Here is a 16,310-nt window from a genome sequence, read left to right as displayed (position 1 = left end):
ACACAAAGAATCATTACTCAATCGTTAAAAAAGGATGTTGGCAAGTAGCTACATTTTTAACTGCCAAATCATACATTTCCTACTTGCCAAATACACCGGATTTGATCAGGAGGAATTGGATGAAATATTGGAAAGTCTCCCTAATGATACGGACTTTGTTGAAGAAGACGACTTTGATGTAGAGGCGGCTGTAGAAAACATAAAAGAACCTGAAACGAATTATGGTGAAGTCTGGAAATTAGGGCGTCACCTTTTAGTTTGTGGTGATGCAACCAATTTAGGGGATATTCAAAAGTTGATGAAGGGTGACAAAGCTGATCTTGTAATCACAGATCCTCCATACAATGTAGCGGTGGAAAGTGACTCTATAAAGCTTAATAAATCGGGTCGCGAGTCAATTTTAAATGACGATATGACCACAGAAGAGTTCGATAGCTTTTTGGACGGAGTTTTTCGCAGCTATGATTATTTAATGAAAGACAGTGCGGCCATTTATGTGTTTCACGGATCCTCTTATCAAAGAGAGTTTGAAAATGCCATGAACAAGCATGGCATAGTTGTTCGTTCTCAGTGCGTATGGGTGAAAAACTCTCCTTCTTTTGGGTGGAGTCAGTATCGCTGGCAGCATGAGCCGGTCTTCTATGCTTATAAGAAAGGGAAGGCCCCAGAGTGGTATGGAGATCGCAAACAGTCAACGGTCTGGAGGACAGGCATTCTTGATGAGGTTCCAGAGCCGTCAACAGTCTGGGAAATAAGCCGAGGGGATGTCAATAAATACGTGCATCCTACTCAGAAGCCATTGGAGCTAATCGCCATTCCTTTAAAAAACAGTAGTGGAGGGCAAGATATTGTGGTCGATTTATTCGGTGGTAGCGGCTCCACCTTGATGACTTGTGAGCAAACAGATAGGGAGTGCCGGACGATGGAGCTCGATCCGGTTTTTTGTGATGTGATTAAAAAGCGTTTCGAGCAGTTTACTGGTATAAAGCCGGAACTGCTACAGCCATAAATATAAGGGGATGCTACCAACATCCCCTTGACCCCAGGGCAGAACCCTGACGGAGAGCGTGACAAAGCCGTGGCCACGGTTGAGCATTATCTCACGCTCTCACTTCCAATTTTAGCGAAGGTCAGGTGTTCTGGCAATGAAAAATACAAACAAACGTTCTGTTGAAGGCGAAGATAAAGAAAACTTGTTGCTTCAATACGAGCTTGCCCAGGTAGAAGCGATAGATGAATCTAAGGAGAAATATCGCAAAATTGTAAATGCCGGTATTACAAGATGGGTGAAAGACTTTCAGAGCGGCCATATTAAAATTGACTCTGTAGACGATTTGAAGAAGCTCATCGAACTCGATCTTGAACTACAACGAGACGATTTCTGAAACAAACTCAACTCAATCCAAATTATGGGGGTGGGTGATGATGTAGATGCCAAGGCCAAGAGACCCTCGACGTGACGAAGCCAAAGAAGCATGGCTGAAATCCAATGGGGAAGCAAAATTAAAAGACATCGCTGCTTATCTTGGAGTGACCAGTTCGACCGTCCGCAAATGGAAGGCGACAGATAAGTGGGAGGAAGAATTGAAAGGGAGCGCTCCTATTCCGAAAAGGAGCGCTCCTAAACGGGGCAGTCCAGGAGCACCGAAAGGGAACAAGAACGCTGAGGGAAATGCAGGCGGTCCGCCTTCGGGTAATAAGAACGCACTAGGGAATAGCGGGGGTGCTGCTCCTATCGGCAATAAGAATGCTCTTGTCACAGGCGAGTATGAGAGCATTCTTTTCGATACGCTGACAGATGAAGAACAGGTGCTTTTTGAGATGATCGACACGTCCCCGCTTTCGCAAATCGAAGAGGATATTCGCATCCTGTCGATTCGTGAGCGAAGGATGATGCAACGTATTAGGGCGATTGTAGAGGGGTTAACTGAAAGTGAAAAGCGTGTTCTGAAAGAGCGTATTACTGAGAAAGTGCCTGTTGAGACCTATAATGAGCGCACCGGGAAGGTCGAGATCAAAACGGTTAAGAAGGAGCAATTGATCGTCACGGAAGAGGAAGAAACGACCTACCGCAAGATTGATGACATTCTAAAAATAGAGGAAGCGCTCACGCGCATACAAGGAAAAAAGCACGCGGCTATAAAGCTTAAGCATGAGATGGAAGAACGCTTGAAGTTGGACGACATTATTAATAAACGCAAGCTTGAAGAAGAAAAGCTTAAGGCTGAAACTGAATTTGTCAAAGCTCGCACTGAGCTTATCAAAGGAAGCAAGAAAGATACTTCCTTGCTTGAAGCGCTTATTGCTGCTAAAAAGGGTGATGATGAATGAGCATAACGTTTTCGCCTAAACAACTGCAAATTATTCGCGCGCCTTACGATCACACCTTAGAGGTAAACGAGGGAACGCCCCGGTCATCGAAAACAACGGCAGGCGTTTTTCGCTATGCTGATTATTTGGCTATGGCTCCAGATCAAAACCATTTAGTCGCAGCCTATAATCAAGAGCAGGCTTACCGGTTATTTATGGAGTGCGACGGATTCGGCCTTATTCATATTTTCGGCGACCTTGCTAAGATCAAGCATGATGAGCATGGTGATCATTTGGAAGTCCACACTCCTTCTGGTGTAAAGAAAGTGTATTACAAAGGGGGAGGGAAAGCGGACAGTAAAAAGGCGATTACCGGTATGTCTTTAGGATCAGTTGCTTTTTGTGAGATTGACTTGCTGCACATTGATTTTATTCAGGAGTGTTTCCGTCGAACATTCGCAGCGAAAATGCGTTATCACCTTGCCGATCTTAACCCGCCAGCCCCGAATCACCCGGTCATCAAGGAAGTGTTTGAGGTACAAAAAACAAGGTGGGTTCATTGGACCATCGATGATAACCCAATTATTACAGAGGAGCGCAAACAGGAGATATATGAAACACTGAAAAAGAATCCGTATCTTTTTAAACGTGACTGGTTAGGCCAGCGGGTGATCCCTGCGGGAGTCATCTATAGCATGTTTGATATGAAAAACAATATTAAGCAGAAGCTCGAAGGGAAGAAAATTGAAATGTTTTTTTCTGGTGATGGTGGGCAAAGTGATGCTACTAGCATGAGCTGCAACATAGTCACAAGACACAAGGGAAAACACCGGCAATTTGATTACAAACTGAATAGGGTGGCTCACTATTATCACAGTGGAGCCGATACAGGCCAAGTGAAGGCTATGAGCACTTATGCGAAAGAAATAAAAACTTTCATCCTTTGGTGTCAAGATAAGTTTGATATGTGCCGCTCAGAGGTGTTTATCGATCCTGCCTGTAAATCCTTGCGCGAAGAATTGCACATGTTGGGGGTAGCGACAAGCCCGGCTGATAATAACGCAAAGGACATAAAAGGGTCATCGAAGGGAATTGAGGTCGGAATCGAGCGGCTGCAAAGCTCCATAACGAATGAACAGTTTCTCCTTCTGGAAACAGAAAAATATGACCATTACAACTTTATTAAAGAAGTAGGAATGTATTGTCGTGATGATAACGGTAAGCCGATAGACGAGAATAACCATGCAATGGACGAGGCCAGATACAGCAATAATTATTTTTATAAGCGCTATGTCCTCTAAGGAAGGCGGTGACAACAGTGTTCCGTAAAATAAAAGGCTTTTTCAAGGGGGTGTTACAACGGATGGGGCTGGTCAAAAACATCAAAAACATGTCGGAACTCAAGCAGATTCCTGACAACGATGAATTTTACAAGCTGATTGATAAGTGGAAGGCCATTTATCAAGGCTTTTTTAGTGAGTGGCATGATGTGATGTATACCACCATCAATGGATCGCAAAAAAGGAAAATGGCCACACTTGGAATGGCGAAAGTCGTGTCACAGGAAATGGCCTCCTTGATCTTTAACGAGCGTTGCGAGATTAATATTTCGGATGAGGGTTTAAAAAAGAACATTGACAACATACTTGAAGAGAATAAGTTCGTCAAAAGATTTCAGGACTACCTTGAGTTCCAGTTTGCACTTGGTGGTATGGTGATCAAGCCGTACTTTGGTGACGGGAGAATTAAATTGTCGTATGTGACTGCTGATTGCTTCATCCCGATCAGTTGGGATAACCAGGGCATTCGCGAGGCGGTGTTCCCGAACGAAATTCGCAAAGGGAAAAAGAAATACACGCACCTGGAGTGGCATTTATGGGAAGGGGAAGAGTACGTCATTAAAAACGAGCTCTTTGTGACCGAGCACGGCTCAGACTTAGGCAAACAAATCCCGCTTTCCACGCTATTCCCTGACTTAGAAGAAGAGGTGAGGATCAAGGCGTTTAAGCGATCAAATTTCGTGTATTTTAAGCCGAATATTGCGAATAACATCGACATGCATAGTCCGCTTGGGATTCCGCTTTATGCGAATGCCTTGGATACATTAAAAACTATAGACATTGCTTTTGACAGCTTTCAGAGGGAGTTCCGTCTGGGGAAACGCCGGATTATCGTGCCGGCTACCGCAGTAAAAACTGTCTTTGATGAAAATGGAGTTCCGCATCGATATTTTGACGCTGACGACGAGATCTATCAGGCGATGGGATCAGGGAACATGGATGAGCTTAAAATCCATGATAGTACGGTGGAGCTTCGGGTTGAAGAGCATATAGCTGCCATTAATGCGCTACTCAATTTGCTTGCGTCGCAAACGGGCTTTAGCTCGGGAGCCTTTTCATTTGATGGACAGAGCGTTAAGACTGCTACTGAGGTTGTGAGCGAAAACAGCAAGACATTTAAGAGCAAGCAATCTCATGAGAATGTCATTGAAGCTGGCCTTACAGAGTTAATAGAGGTCATTGTCCAGACGGCTGAGCTTTATGAATTGTTTAACCGGCCAGACGAGGGATGGGAAGTGACCGTTACTTTTGATGATTCCATTGCCGAGGATCAGACAGCCGAGATTAATAAGCAAGTACAGCTGGTAAGTAATAAGCTCACGTCTCGTAAGAAGGCGATTATGAAAATACACGGTCTTTCTGCCAATGAGGCAGAACAGCTCATGAAAGAGATATCCGAGGAAGGGCAGACTGCTACAGCAGAGGCGATCGATTTCTTTGGGATGAGTCGAGTTGATGTCTAATGAATCCTGAACATAATCAAATGAAAGCTCAACCAATCACGGATATTTACCTGAGAATAGAAGAAGAAATCCTTATTAATATTGCCCGGAAGCTTAAATATGACCGCTCCCTGCTCGATGAGGAGGGCTTTGAGTCATGGCATCTCTTCAAATTGAATCAACTGAACGCTCTCAATCAAGAAAACATACTTACAATTGCCAAGTATAGTGAAATGGCTGTAAATGAAGTAGTTCGATTATTAGAGGAAGTGGGTTATATAAGTGTAGCTGAAACAGACGAACTGCTAGAGGAAGCCGTTCGATTAGGGAGGGTTATAGAGCCACCCGAGGAATCTTTTGTTCTTGAAGATATTTTAAGAGCTTATCAGCGTCAAGCCCGCGAATCCTTTAGTCTCATCAATACAACAATGCTCAGCCAGGCAGAATCGGCCTACGTGAACATTCTGAATGAAGCAAGTGGTTTAGTTCTCACAGGAGTTAAAACACCACAGGAAGCGCTAAGAGAAGTTGCTAGCAGGTGGGCAGAGAGGGGCGTGCCCGCCCTGATCGACCGAGCCGGAAAGCAATGGACGACAGAAGCATACGTGAACATGGTGATACGGACCGCATCCAACAAAGTGGCGAATGATATGCAGTTTGCCAGAATGGATGAGCATGGTGTCGATCTTGTAGAAGTGTCCAGTCATATGGGAGCAAGGCCAAGGTGCGCTCCTTATCAGGGCAAGATTTACAGTAGGAGCGGGACGAGCGACAATTACCCGCCGTTGTCCGAGACGAGCTATGGAGAACTGGCTGGGCTTAGAGGGATCAACTGCGGGCATATCTTCTACCCATTTATCGAGGAAGTGTCGATACCGCGCCCGCCTGAATTCAGCAGAGAGGAAAACGACGAGGCTTATAAGCAATCGCAACGGCAGCGCTATTTGGAGCGTAGAATCCGCTATGCCAAACGAGAATTAAGCATGATGGAGGCGATGGAAGATGAAATAGGAGTTGAGCAAGCAAAACGGAAGGTGAGAGATAGACAAGCGATTATGCGTGAGTTTATTAGTGATTCAGGCAGAACCCGGCGGTATAACCGGGAGCAAATCTATTAGCTGCAAATGCGGCTATTTTTTATGCCCGTTATCTGTAGTGGGCGTTAAACAAAACAGAAGGACATTATCCGTAATGGAGGGTTAAGGATGAAAGATAGATTATTACCTTTAAATTTACAGTTCTTTGCAGATGGTGAGGAGCAGGGCGACCAGCAAGCCGAAACTCAAGCTGGGGGAGATACTCAACAACAAGACCAATCAGGTGATCAATCGGGTACTGGTGACCAACAAACATCAGATGAAAAAACATTTACTCAGGAAGATGTCAATAATCTCATTGCTAAAGAGACTCGCAAGCAACAAGAAAAGTTACTTAAGCAGCTAGGCATTGAAAACTTTGACAATGCAAAGGAAGGAATGAAGCAGTTTAAGGAGTGGCAGGAGTCACAAAAAACCGAGCAGCAGAAGCAAGCTGAACGGCTTAAAGAACTGGAAACGAACTATACAACGACAGCCGAAGAGAATGCCGACTTAAAAGCGCAGATTAGCGCCATGAAAGCTGGTGTCCTCTCTGAATCTGTTGAGGATGTAGTCACTTTAGCCAAACGGATGGTCAATGACGATATGGACATGGATGCTGCGATCGCAAAGGTGGTAGAAAAGTATCCACACTTTGCAGGACAGCAAGAGAAAAAGGAGGAAGTCGAAAAACCGTCGTTTTCCACAGGGGAGCACAAGAAGCAGCCACAATCTTTAGCCGATCAATGGGCCGAAGCTTTTAAATAATAAAAGGAGTGATGTGAAATGCCTGTAAACTATGCAGAACAATATCAACAAGCGCTTCAACAAAAATATTCAAAAGGGCTTGCTTTCAGCAAATTATATGAAACGCCGAATAATGCCCTTATTCGTTGGACGAGTGCAAAGACCATTCAAATCCCTAACATTTCGACAGGCGGGTTTACGGATGTGGATCGTGACGTAATGGGGAACTACACTCGCCGGGTAGATAATAAATGGATTCCTAAGACACTGGAGCATGACCGTGAGTTTAAAACTTTAGTCGATCCGCAAGACATCGATGAGACAAACATGGCCCTAACTATTGCCAACATCACTCGCGTCTTTAATGATGAGCATAAGATTCCCGAAATGGATAAATACCTGGCATCCAAGTTATTTGATGAGTACATGTCTTACGGACAATCACCCAAATCGGAGGAAATCACGGAGGCCACGGCTCTTTCTATCTTTGACGATATGATGGAGGAAATGGATGAGGCAGAGGTACCGCAAGAAGGACGTATCCTTTATGTAACGCCGGGCGTTAAGAAAATCTTGAAAAACGCTGAGAAAATTCAGCGCACTCTTGAAGTAAAAGGGGAAGCAGCGGCGGTTAATCGGAATATCCGATCACTTGATGAAGTAGAGCTTGAAACTGTACCATCAAGCCGTATGAAGACGCTCTATAACTTTACTGACGGAGCAGTTCCGTATTCAGGAGCTCAGCAAATCAATATGATCTTGATCCATCCGACCGCATTACTAACACCTCAAAAATACGAGTTTGTCTCTTTGGATCAGCCGAGCGCTGCCACAGGGGGGAAATGGTTGTACTACGAGCGGAAATATTGGGATACATTCCTACTGGAGCCGAAAGTCAAAGGCGTGAAAATGCATGTAACTGCGGCAGACTCAGGTTCAGGGGATGCTGACGAATAATTAAGATTCAAGGGGAGTTGGTTCTCCCCTCTTCAAAAAAGGAGAGGATAGTATGGCAAAAGTAAAAAAGGGGAATCGCATTCTGGATATTGATTCGGGTCGGGTGGATGCCTATCTAAAGCAAGGCTATGACCAGATTAATGCAAGTGGAGCTATTATTAAACATGCAACTGGAGGTAAGGCGGTACCTGTTGGGGAGTACAACAAGTTGCGTGAGGAATTAGAGGACCTTAAGGGTTCAGATGCTGCAGCAGAAATTGCTGAACTCAAGGCCGAAATCAAGAAGCTAAAAACCGAAAACACCAAGCTTAAAAAAGAATTGGATACCAAGGAAGAACCAAAGGAGTAAGGGGGCCATTTAATGCCTTACATCACAGTGGATTACTACAAAAACGACTATGAAGGAGTGCCTGTGGAGGACGCTGACCTCCCTCGTTTTATCAAGCGTGCATCAGAGGTCGTTGATCAGGTAACGAATTATGCGATCAATGACTTTGAGAGGCTTGCGCCGTTCGTACAGCTGCAAGTCAAAAAAGCAACTGCTGCTCAAGTAGAATTCTTCCAGCTCAATGGCGGGACGAGTATCTCGATTACTGGTGATGATGTGACTGGAGTTTCTATCGGTAAGTTTTCTTACGGGGGAGGCGTCCGGTCCAGTGGAGAGGCAGACCAAACGATAGCCGCTAACTTGATTGATTATTTGGCCCCAACAGGACTCCTATATAGTGGAATTGGGGTGTTGGATAGTGCGTATACGTCCTATTCCTAAAAGAGTCCTTATCCACTCAATTGAATACGAAGAATTCGTAAGGGATGGATCATTCGGTGATGAATTTGCACCGGCTGAAACCATCTCTTTTGTGTTGGTGCAGCCGAAAGCGGAGCTAAGGCGGGATGGTACGGGGGAGGAAGTCCAAGTGCAGGGCGTTATCTTTCTTGATGCTGTAAACACGCCGAATTTTAAGCGATTGAGGGAGAAGTCAAAGGTGCACTTTAATGGCCATGACTACCGCGTTGTTGCTTGTGACGCACTTTATGCTCTCGATCCTAAAACGCCGCATCATTACGAGGTGGATATCCGATGAGCAGGAGCAGAATAAGGGTTCGAGTGGACACCTCAAAGATTCAGCCTAAGTTAGCATCTGCGACGAAGCGCGCTAGGTTTTTAGTAGCGCAGCAAGTCCTTAAGGACAGCAACCGGTTTGCGCCACGTGACATTGGTAACTTAATTGACAGCAGTGTTCGGGCATCGAATCTTGACGAGGGACTGGTGGCGTGGGATACCCCATATGCTCGCAAACTTTACTTCGGCGTAAGGATGAATTTTTCAAGAGACAAGAATCCGAGCGCCGGCCCAATGTGGTATGAAAGAGCCCGTGCGGCCCACTTGCCCGAGTGGGTAAACGTTGCGAAAAATGCGATGAGGGATACATTATGACAATGGATTTTTTAGAACGACTTGTGATCGATACGTTGGATAAGCAAGGGTATTATGCGACTGTGGTTTCACCGCTTTTGGCTAACGGTAATAGCATCGCTGTCATGGTCATGCCCGCAAATGACTATCGTCATTATTACGACGGATCAAAGGACCAAGGATTTGCTTTCCAAGTAATGACTAAGCATGAGAACCAGCTAGAAGCTTATCAAACACTATTGCGTATCACTAGCCTCCTAGTTGAGATTGACGATATACCGAGCGCTAACGGCAGTTATGAATTTAGTGGCATTACTATCACAACCGATCCTAACGTAATTAGCAAGGATGATAAGTATTACATTTACGGCGCTCATTTTAGTGCTGATTTATTTATTAAAGGAGTGGTAAATGATGGCTAGACAAAAGAATGCATTAACGAGTTATTTTGTAGCTCCTATTCCCGAGAATGGCGATGAGCCGGCATACATGGAGCTGGCGAAGTGGATTTCTTCCGTGACGGATGATTCTGATGAGAGTACAGAGGAGACTGGTTACTATGATGGTGACGGTACGCCGGAAACTGACCTCATTTCCCGAGCTGAACGATACTCTTTCGAGGGTCTTTACGATGACGAGGATCCCGCAATGAAATTTATCGACGGATTAAAGCGGAAGCTCGGCGACAATCGGAAGATTATGTTTAAGAAGGTGGAATCAAATGGTGAAATTGCAGAAGGCCGCGCCACAGTAACTGATATTGTCACATCTGGAGGGGAAGCGACGGAGTACGCACCATTCAACTGCGTTATCTCGTTTGATACGACGCCAGAAGTGACGCCGGCAGATACTCCCTGATGGTCCCCCGGATAACGGGGGAAAGCCAGAAGAGCCAGAAGAGTTGCTGGGCGAAACTACTCCACCAGGCGAAGATAATGACGAATAAGGCGTCCTGACGGGCGCCTTATAATGATGAGGAGGGATTACAGTGGCAATTAGAATTCAGACGGAACAAACGGGCATACCTGTAGAAATTGGAGAGTTAAAATTTATTTTTGATACTTCAGATGAATCAATTATTCGTTTTAGAAAAGGTGCCGAAAAACTTCAGGATGAATTAATGGCGATTGAATTTGACAAGAATGATGAGTTGGCAGCGTTAGAATCGGCAAAAGATGCGTTAAGGCGTGGATTCGACTTCATGTTGGGTGAAGGTTCTTTTGATCGAATTTACGAACAAACGCCATCCGTTTATTCGCTCACTAAATACTTTGAACAAATTGCTGAAGGACTTGAAAAGGAATTAAAGGCAATGGGGCATGAGTTGTCACAAGCTGATAAAGCAAAAAAGTATCTCAAAGCAAAGAAAAAGAAGAAATAGGTGAGGCTAATGTTCTCGCTGGCCTTTCCAATTGACAATACCGTGAAAATAAACGGCGAAGAGTTTACGATTGATCTTGCCTTTGATAATGTCTTACGCTTGTTTGAACTTATAGCTAATGATGAAATTGATGATCTAACTAAAATAGAGACAGGCCTTGAAATGTTAATCGGGGTAAATCTGGAATGTGATCCAGAAAAGAAACGCGACATCCTGATGAGCTTATTTGAAAAGTGTATCTCAAAAGGCAGTGAGAACTCACAGGCCGTTGATATTAAAGGCAATCCCATGCCGACGGAGAGCGGCAAAGGGAATAAAGAAGTCTACTCGCTTATTGAAGATGCAGAGTACATCTATGCGTCATTTTTACAGGATTATGGTATTGATCTTATTGAGGAGCAAGGGAAGCTGCACTGGTACAAATTCCGCGCCTTGCTCGTCGGGTTGAGAGCAGACACGAAGTTTAAAGAAGTAGTGAACATCCGAATGATGGAGCTTCCAACGGGCAAGGGAACTGGCAAGCAGCGCGAGCAGATCAAGAAGGCCAAAAAGCAATATGCTCTACAAGGCATAACACAATCCTCCTAGAATGTATTGAATCATTTGGAACATTCTCTCATAATTAACCGTAAAGACATTAAGGACGGTGATATTATGGGGCTCATGGACTTGTTTAAAACTCGGGGCGTTGTGGTAACAGTGATATCGGGACAAATTGGAGAGAAAAAAGAATCCTCTTACCTCATTATGTATACAAAGGAAAAAGGTATTGTTAATGTGAATAAAAAAGACTATTATTTCTTGGGTTTTTCTGAGAAAACGATAGCTGAAATGAGTACAGCCAAAACTTTAACAGGTGCGGCGATAGGGACAATATTTGCGCCTGGGATCGGTACTTTGCTAGGCGGAGCTATCGGAGCAAAGAAGAAAAAGAAAACGAATTATACAATGGCTTTTATGGATGTTGAAACAAAAGAAAAGTACATGATTGAAGCGAATCTGTTTGCTACAAATCAGTCAGAATTAAAAAAATTAGAAGCTCATCCGATTGCAAAAGAGGAGACATTTGAGGATGCGGCTTTCTCAAGTGCTGATGAGTTAAGGAAATTTAAAGGTCTTCTTGACGACGGTATTATAACCGAAGATGAGTTCAATGCCAAAAAGAAGGAGTTACTTGGATAAATCATGGAATATGTTATAATGTACTCAATAATTGAGTAGGATAAAAAAGACCGCAAGTGCGGCAAACACTTACGGTCACGCACAATAGTTGTCCTCTCAAGAGTGACTGGCTCGAATGCGTCGTAGAAATAGACCATCCCCTAAAGTTGACAGGCTCAAGGGAGGTCTATTTCTTTTTGTCTTGCGACAGCATGGCGACGAGTGCGCCAAAAGCAACCATCAGTGTTAGTGCTTCGTATACTGTCATAAGCCTCACCCCCTTTCGCGGGGATGAGCCAGACCACCCTTGAGTGAGCCGATTCTATTGTACAAGGAATATTATACCATGGAGCATCCCAAAAGAAGGGGTGCTTTTTTGTTGCCTTAAAAGGCGGTGATAACTTGAAAGAGATGAGATGTGAGCAATGTAATAAACTGCTCGGGAAATTACAGGGAAAGGCAGAAATAAAGTGTTCACGTTGCGGAAAAATTAACAAAATTAAGCTGTAGAGGGTCCCGAACCCCAAGCGATTAGAAATATGCGCGAGGGGGACGGTGATTTTTTATGGCGGATGGTAGAGTCGTCATTGATGTCATGTTGGAGGACGGGAGTGTTGCGAAAGGCGTCGCGAGCCTCGACAATCAATTATCAGGACTTGAAAAAAGTGGAGAAAAGGCATCGTTAGGAATAGGGAAGATTGTGACTGCTTTGGGCTTTGTTGCGCTTGGGGCAAAAGCGATCGGCATGGTGCGAGATTCCATACAAAGCGCTTTTAACCGCATTGACATCATGGAGTCTTTTGACCGTACCATGACGGCAATTACAGGCAGTACCGAAGCGGCCGCAGCTGCGCTAGACCGCACAAGTGATGCCGTTACAGGTACAGCTTATGGGCTTGATGTTGCGGCGCAAGCGGTACAAAACTTTGTTACTCGAGGCACGGAGATCGAAAAGGCAACTGATTATGTCGCTGCCTGGGGTGACGCTGTTGCCTTTTATGGCGACGGTAGTAATGAGCAATTAGCAAATGTAACAGAGGCGCTGGCAAAGATGCTTACTACTGGTAAAGTGACAATGGACCAGGTCAACCGTTTATACGATGCAGGTATCGCAGCGCCTGAAATGTACGCTGATGCCACAGGAAAAAGCATGGAGGAAGTACAGAAGGGCTTCCAAAATGGCGAAATATCAGCGGACGAGTTTGTTGATGTTGTCACCAAAGCCATGATGGAAGGAACAGATAACTTCGTTGCGATTGAGGGGGCAGCGAAAGAGGCAGGGGCATCGTGGAGAAATGTCTTTGGTAACATGCGTACTGCTGTAACTCGTGGAACCATTGCTATTATACAAGCGATTGATGAAATGTTGACATCAAATGGGCTGCCGGATATGCGGACCATGATTGCAGAATTTGGTGGCCATTTCGAGACAGTATTAAAGCAGCTTGCAGAATCTTTACCTCCGTTAATAGAAAGAATTAAAGAAGTTTATTACACATTAAAACCTTGGCTTCCAATAATCGGGGCTGTAGCAGCTGGTATTGGAGCTGCAGTTGTTGCGTTCGCTGGGTTTAATACAGTAAAAAGTCTAGTTGATAGTTTGACCGCCTCATTAAAAGCTTTGAATCTTGTTTTAATGGCGAATCCTTGGGTATTAATTATTGCGGCGGTCGTTACTGCAGCAGTCCTCATTTACCAAAACTGGGAACCGATCAGCGATTTTTTCATCAACTTATGGGAACGCATTAAAGAAGTTGGCATTGCCGTTTGGGACTGGTTGAAGGAAGTATGGGTTTCGACGGTTGAATTTTTTGTCTCAATCTGGTCAGGCATCACAGAGTTTTTCACAGGACTATGGAATTCGATTGTAGAGGTTGCCACGGGCATATGGGATGCAGTGGTAGCCAAGTGGAATGAAATTGTCGCCCAGGTCATGGCGATCTTTGGGCCAATCGTTGATTTTTATACGACGATGTGGAATGCGATTTCTACCAACGCAATGCAAATCTGGGAAAACATCCGTGCAATGCTCGAGCGTGTTTGGACAAATATTCAAACGGCTGCTAAGGCTGCATGGTAATTGGTCAAGAACGTCATTCTTGGCCCTATCCTGTTGCTTATTAACCTAGTGACCGGCGACATGGAGAGTTTTAAAAGCAACCTCTCTCAAATATGGGATAACATCAAGAACGCAGCTCAGACGATCTGGAATGCTCTTAAGGATACTGTTGTTACCATTATCACGACGCTCATCGATAATGCTAAGCTGGTATGGGACACGTTTAAAACTTACATCTCAACATTGTGGGCCTCCATTTTAACAATTGCCCAAAACATTTTTAACAACATCGCTTCTGCCGTCCGGGAACGAACTACACAGGCTAAAGACACGGTGACGTCGATATGGGGGACGGTAAGGTCGTTTTTTACCGAAGTTCTCTCGAATATTTGGAACACCGTGCAGCAGAAATTCCAAGACATCGTAAATGCGGTTAAGCAGAAAATGGAGGAAGCCAAGAATAATGTTGTCAGGGGTTGGAATGCTTCTGTCGAGTTCTTACGCAGTATCGATTTGTTACAGATCGGTAAAGACATTATTCAAGGGCTTATCAACGGGATTACACAAAAGGTTGAAGATGTTAAGAACGCTGTTAAGAACGTAACAGACGCTATCACTGGCACAGTTAAAAGCATCCTACAAATTCACTCTCCATCAAGGGTTGCTATAGGTTTAACGAATGATTTTGGCGATGGGATGGTTATTGGGTTAGAGAAATCTAAAGATGAAGTTGAAAAGGCATCAGGGAAACTTGCTGATAGTGTGTGGAAACCTGTAACAGACGCGACGACTCGTGCGATAACGTCAATCATGCAAGATGCTAAAAAGGCGGGCAAAGCGGCTAAGGATGGAGCTAACCGCGTGAAGGCAGAGTTTGATGAGGCCATGAAGTCATCAGCCAGCCGATACGAGCTGGGGCAGATTAGCACAGAGCAGTATGTTGCAGCTCTCAAGGCAATCGAATTTGAGTTTGCAAAGACGGCCGAGCAGCGGCGCAAGATCGCCAAAGAGCTTAAAGATGCAGAAGAAAAGTATGTAAAAGAAACTTTTGATGCCTCGATGAAATTTATCGAGCGGCGGAAGTATTTTAATCAAATGACCCTCGAGCAGGAATTAACATCTTACGAGAGGATGATCGAACGCTACAAGGCGGGTAGCGAGGAATATGAGAAGCTGGAACGGGAGATATATCGTGTTAAAAAAGCTGTGGAAGAGGAGAAGCAAAAGCTTGAAAAGGAAGCCTTTGACAAGTCGAAAGCATGGATTGATGAGCGGAAATATTACAATGAGATGAGCTTAGCGGACGAGCTTGCCGCATGGCAACGGGTCCATGACACCTATATCAATAACATTGAGCTTCGCAAGCAAGCAGAACGCGAGCTTTATCGTGTCCGCCAGCAAATGGTCGAGCAAATTAAAAAGCTCGATCAGGATTATTACCGCAGACGGGAAGAAATCAATAACCGCTTGATCGCGGAAGAAAAACGCTTGCGTGACGAATATCAAAAGACCTTAGATGCCCGGACAAAGTCTCTTGTGAGCTTTGCCGGTCTTTTTGATGAGGTCACCAAAAAAGAGGAAGTGAGCGGACAACAGCTCATTGAAAATCTACGTGGGCAAGTGACGACGTTTGAAAACTGGTCACGCAACATTGCAAGTCTAGCAAAGCGTGGAATCGATAAGGGGCTACTGGCAGAGCTCAGGGAGATGGGGCCGAAAGCAGCGGCAGAAATCGAAGCGTTAAATGGACTTACGGACGCCGAACTTGCAGAATATAGCAATCTCTTTAAGCAAAAAAATCAACTGGCACAGCAACAGGCAGAGTCTGAACTAGAAAAAATGAAGAGCACCACCGACAGGCAGATAAAACAGCTTCGGGAAAATACGAAGATTGAACTCGATGAACTACGTCTCGAATGGTCCCGACAGGTGAGTAGAATCCGTGAAGGAACAACAGGCGAGTTTACTGGTATGGCTGAGGAAATGCCCGATATCGGGAAATCGGCAATGGAAGGACTTAAAGAAGGTATGGCGTCTATGGAAGATGAGCTCATCGCTACAGCGAAAGGAATTGCTGATAAAATCGCTCAGACCATCCGGAGCGCCTTTAATGTCCCGACACCCGCTCCACCTTCTATGCCGGGTGGTGGAGGATCAGGAGGAGGACCTGTTGGTGGTGCAATTAGCAGTGCGGGCAAAGCTCTCACTAACCGCTCACCAATTGGGGCTGTTATTAATGCAGGCAAGGCACTATCCGGTTTATCCTCTGCACTTACGAGCAGCAGCAATGTGACCAATCAATCCACAACCAATAACAACAAGACAAATAACATCACAATTAACAGTCCTAAGGTATCGACACCGGCCGAGCGGGAGCGAGAAATCAAGCGTCTGGACCGGGCGCTAAGCATGGGGTGAGG

Annotated in this window: 21 protein-coding genes; 20 read left to right on the top strand and 1 reads right to left on the bottom strand. The window is 44.8% G+C overall.

What is annotated here, in order from left to right:
* Nucleotides 1-115 precede the first annotated feature (115 nt).
* The 17 genes from ABMB67_RS05120 to ABMB67_RS05040 all read left to right on the top strand — a co-directional run bounded on the left by ABMB67_RS05120 (nt 116) and on the right by ABMB67_RS05040 (nt 11,852).
* On the top strand, nt 116-1,009 hold the full coding sequence (locus ABMB67_RS05120; RefSeq protein WP_354571318.1) for a DNA-methyltransferase: 894 nt from the start codon (nt 116-118) through the stop codon (nt 1,007-1,009).
* 130 nt (nt 1,010-1,139) lie between these two features.
* Entirely contained in the window at nt 1,140-1,385 is a 246-nt protein-coding gene (locus tag ABMB67_RS05115) for a hypothetical protein (RefSeq protein ID WP_354571327.1), read from the top strand.
* Nucleotides 1,386-1,431: 46 nt separating this feature from the next.
* Entirely contained in the window at nt 1,432-2,331 is a 900-nt protein-coding gene (gene terS / locus ABMB67_RS05110) for a phage terminase small subunit (protein ID WP_354571317.1), read from the top strand.
* Nucleotides 2,328-3,611: a PBSX family phage terminase large subunit gene (locus ABMB67_RS05105; protein WP_354571316.1), complete on the top strand. Its 1,284-nt coding sequence runs from the start codon at nt 2,328-2,330 to the stop codon at nt 3,609-3,611. The genes terS and ABMB67_RS05105 overlap by 4 nt, the downstream gene beginning before the upstream one ends.
* Nucleotides 3,612-3,628: 17 nt before the next feature.
* Nucleotides 3,629-5,113 carry a phage portal protein gene (locus ABMB67_RS05100; RefSeq protein WP_390189867.1) on the top strand — a complete coding sequence of 495 codons (1,485 nt, stop codon included), beginning with the start codon at nt 3,629-3,631 and terminating at the stop codon, nt 5,111-5,113.
* A complete protein-coding gene (locus ABMB67_RS05095) occupies nt 5,113-6,210 on the top strand; it encodes a phage minor capsid protein (RefSeq protein WP_354571314.1) in 1,098 nt (365 codons plus the stop codon). Before ABMB67_RS05100 ends, ABMB67_RS05095 begins: the two co-directional genes overlap by 1 nt.
* An 87-nt stretch (nt 6,211-6,297) precedes the next feature.
* Nucleotides 6,298-6,936 (top strand): hypothetical protein, encoded by a 639-nt coding sequence (locus ABMB67_RS05090; protein ID WP_354571313.1) that lies wholly within the window; start codon nt 6,298-6,300, stop codon nt 6,934-6,936.
* 18 nt (nt 6,937-6,954) lie between these two features.
* On the top strand, nt 6,955-7,872 hold the full coding sequence (locus tag ABMB67_RS05085) for a capsid protein (protein WP_354571312.1): 918 nt from the start codon (nt 6,955-6,957) through the stop codon (nt 7,870-7,872).
* A 52-nt stretch (nt 7,873-7,924) separates the two neighbouring features.
* Nucleotides 7,925-8,221, top strand: coding sequence for a hypothetical protein (locus ABMB67_RS05080; protein ID WP_354571311.1), 297 nt, complete (start codon nt 7,925-7,927; stop codon nt 8,219-8,221).
* Nucleotides 8,222-8,233: 12 nt separating this feature from the next.
* Entirely contained in the window at nt 8,234-8,641 is a 408-nt protein-coding gene (locus ABMB67_RS05075; RefSeq protein WP_354571310.1) for a head-tail connector protein, read from the top strand.
* Nucleotides 8,619-8,957, top strand: a complete 339-nt coding sequence (locus tag ABMB67_RS05070; RefSeq protein WP_354571309.1) for a putative minor capsid protein — start codon at nt 8,619-8,621, stop codon at nt 8,955-8,957. The genes ABMB67_RS05075 and ABMB67_RS05070 overlap by 23 nt, the downstream gene beginning before the upstream one ends.
* Nucleotides 8,954-9,310, top strand: coding sequence for a minor capsid protein (locus ABMB67_RS05065; RefSeq protein ID WP_354571308.1), 357 nt, complete (start codon nt 8,954-8,956; stop codon nt 9,308-9,310). Before ABMB67_RS05070 ends, ABMB67_RS05065 begins: the two co-directional genes overlap by 4 nt.
* Nucleotides 9,307-9,711 (top strand): phage tail terminator protein, encoded by a 405-nt coding sequence (locus ABMB67_RS05060; protein WP_354571307.1) that lies wholly within the window; start codon nt 9,307-9,309, stop codon nt 9,709-9,711. The genes ABMB67_RS05065 and ABMB67_RS05060 overlap by 4 nt, the downstream gene beginning before the upstream one ends.
* Nucleotides 9,704-10,147, top strand: coding sequence for a phage tail tube protein (locus tag ABMB67_RS05055; RefSeq protein WP_354571306.1), 444 nt, complete (start codon nt 9,704-9,706; stop codon nt 10,145-10,147). The genes ABMB67_RS05060 and ABMB67_RS05055 overlap by 8 nt, the downstream gene beginning before the upstream one ends.
* Before the next feature lie 130 nt (nt 10,148-10,277).
* Nucleotides 10,278-10,670 (top strand): hypothetical protein, encoded by a 393-nt coding sequence (locus ABMB67_RS05050; RefSeq protein ID WP_354571305.1) that lies wholly within the window; start codon nt 10,278-10,280, stop codon nt 10,668-10,670.
* A 9-nt stretch (nt 10,671-10,679) separates the two neighbouring features.
* Entirely contained in the window at nt 10,680-11,258 is a 579-nt protein-coding gene (locus ABMB67_RS05045; protein ID WP_354571304.1) for a bacteriophage Gp15 family protein, read from the top strand.
* A gap of 66 nt (nt 11,259-11,324) precedes the next feature.
* Nucleotides 11,325-11,852: an SHOCT domain-containing protein gene (locus ABMB67_RS05040; RefSeq protein WP_354571303.1), complete on the top strand. Its 528-nt coding sequence runs from the start codon at nt 11,325-11,327 to the stop codon at nt 11,850-11,852.
* A 166-nt stretch (nt 11,853-12,018) separates the two neighbouring features.
* Here the strand turns inward: ABMB67_RS05040 and ABMB67_RS05035 are convergent, their stop codons facing one another.
* On the bottom strand, nt 12,019-12,099 hold the full coding sequence (locus ABMB67_RS05035; RefSeq protein ID WP_354571326.1) for a putative holin-like toxin: 81 nt from the start codon (nt 12,097-12,099) through the stop codon (nt 12,019-12,021).
* 143 nt (nt 12,100-12,242) lie between these two features.
* Here ABMB67_RS05035 and ABMB67_RS05030 point away from each other — a divergent pair, with 143 nt between their 5' ends.
* The 3 genes from ABMB67_RS05030 to ABMB67_RS05020 are packed head-to-tail and all read left to right on the top strand — an operon-like array spanning nt 12,243 to nt 16,308.
* Complete coding sequence (locus ABMB67_RS05030; protein WP_354571325.1) at nt 12,243-12,341, top strand: zinc finger domain-containing protein; 99 nt, start codon at nt 12,243-12,245, stop codon at nt 12,339-12,341.
* A gap of 55 nt (nt 12,342-12,396) precedes the next feature.
* Nucleotides 12,397-13,911, top strand: coding sequence for a tape measure protein (locus ABMB67_RS05025; RefSeq protein WP_354571302.1), 1,515 nt, complete (start codon nt 12,397-12,399; stop codon nt 13,909-13,911).
* A complete protein-coding gene (locus tag ABMB67_RS05020) occupies nt 13,912-16,308 on the top strand; it encodes a hypothetical protein (RefSeq protein WP_354571301.1) in 2,397 nt (798 codons plus the stop codon).
* Nucleotides 16,309-16,310 lie beyond the last annotated feature (2 nt).

Origin of the sequence: Halalkalibacter oceani, assembly GCF_040544555.1 — a bacterium.
Taxonomy (GTDB): Bacteria; Bacillota; Bacilli; order Bacillales; family Bacillaceae_D; genus Halalkalibacter; species Halalkalibacter oceani.
Note: the sequence above shows the minus strand (reverse complement) of the source record. Positions and strands in the feature narration are given on the sequence as shown.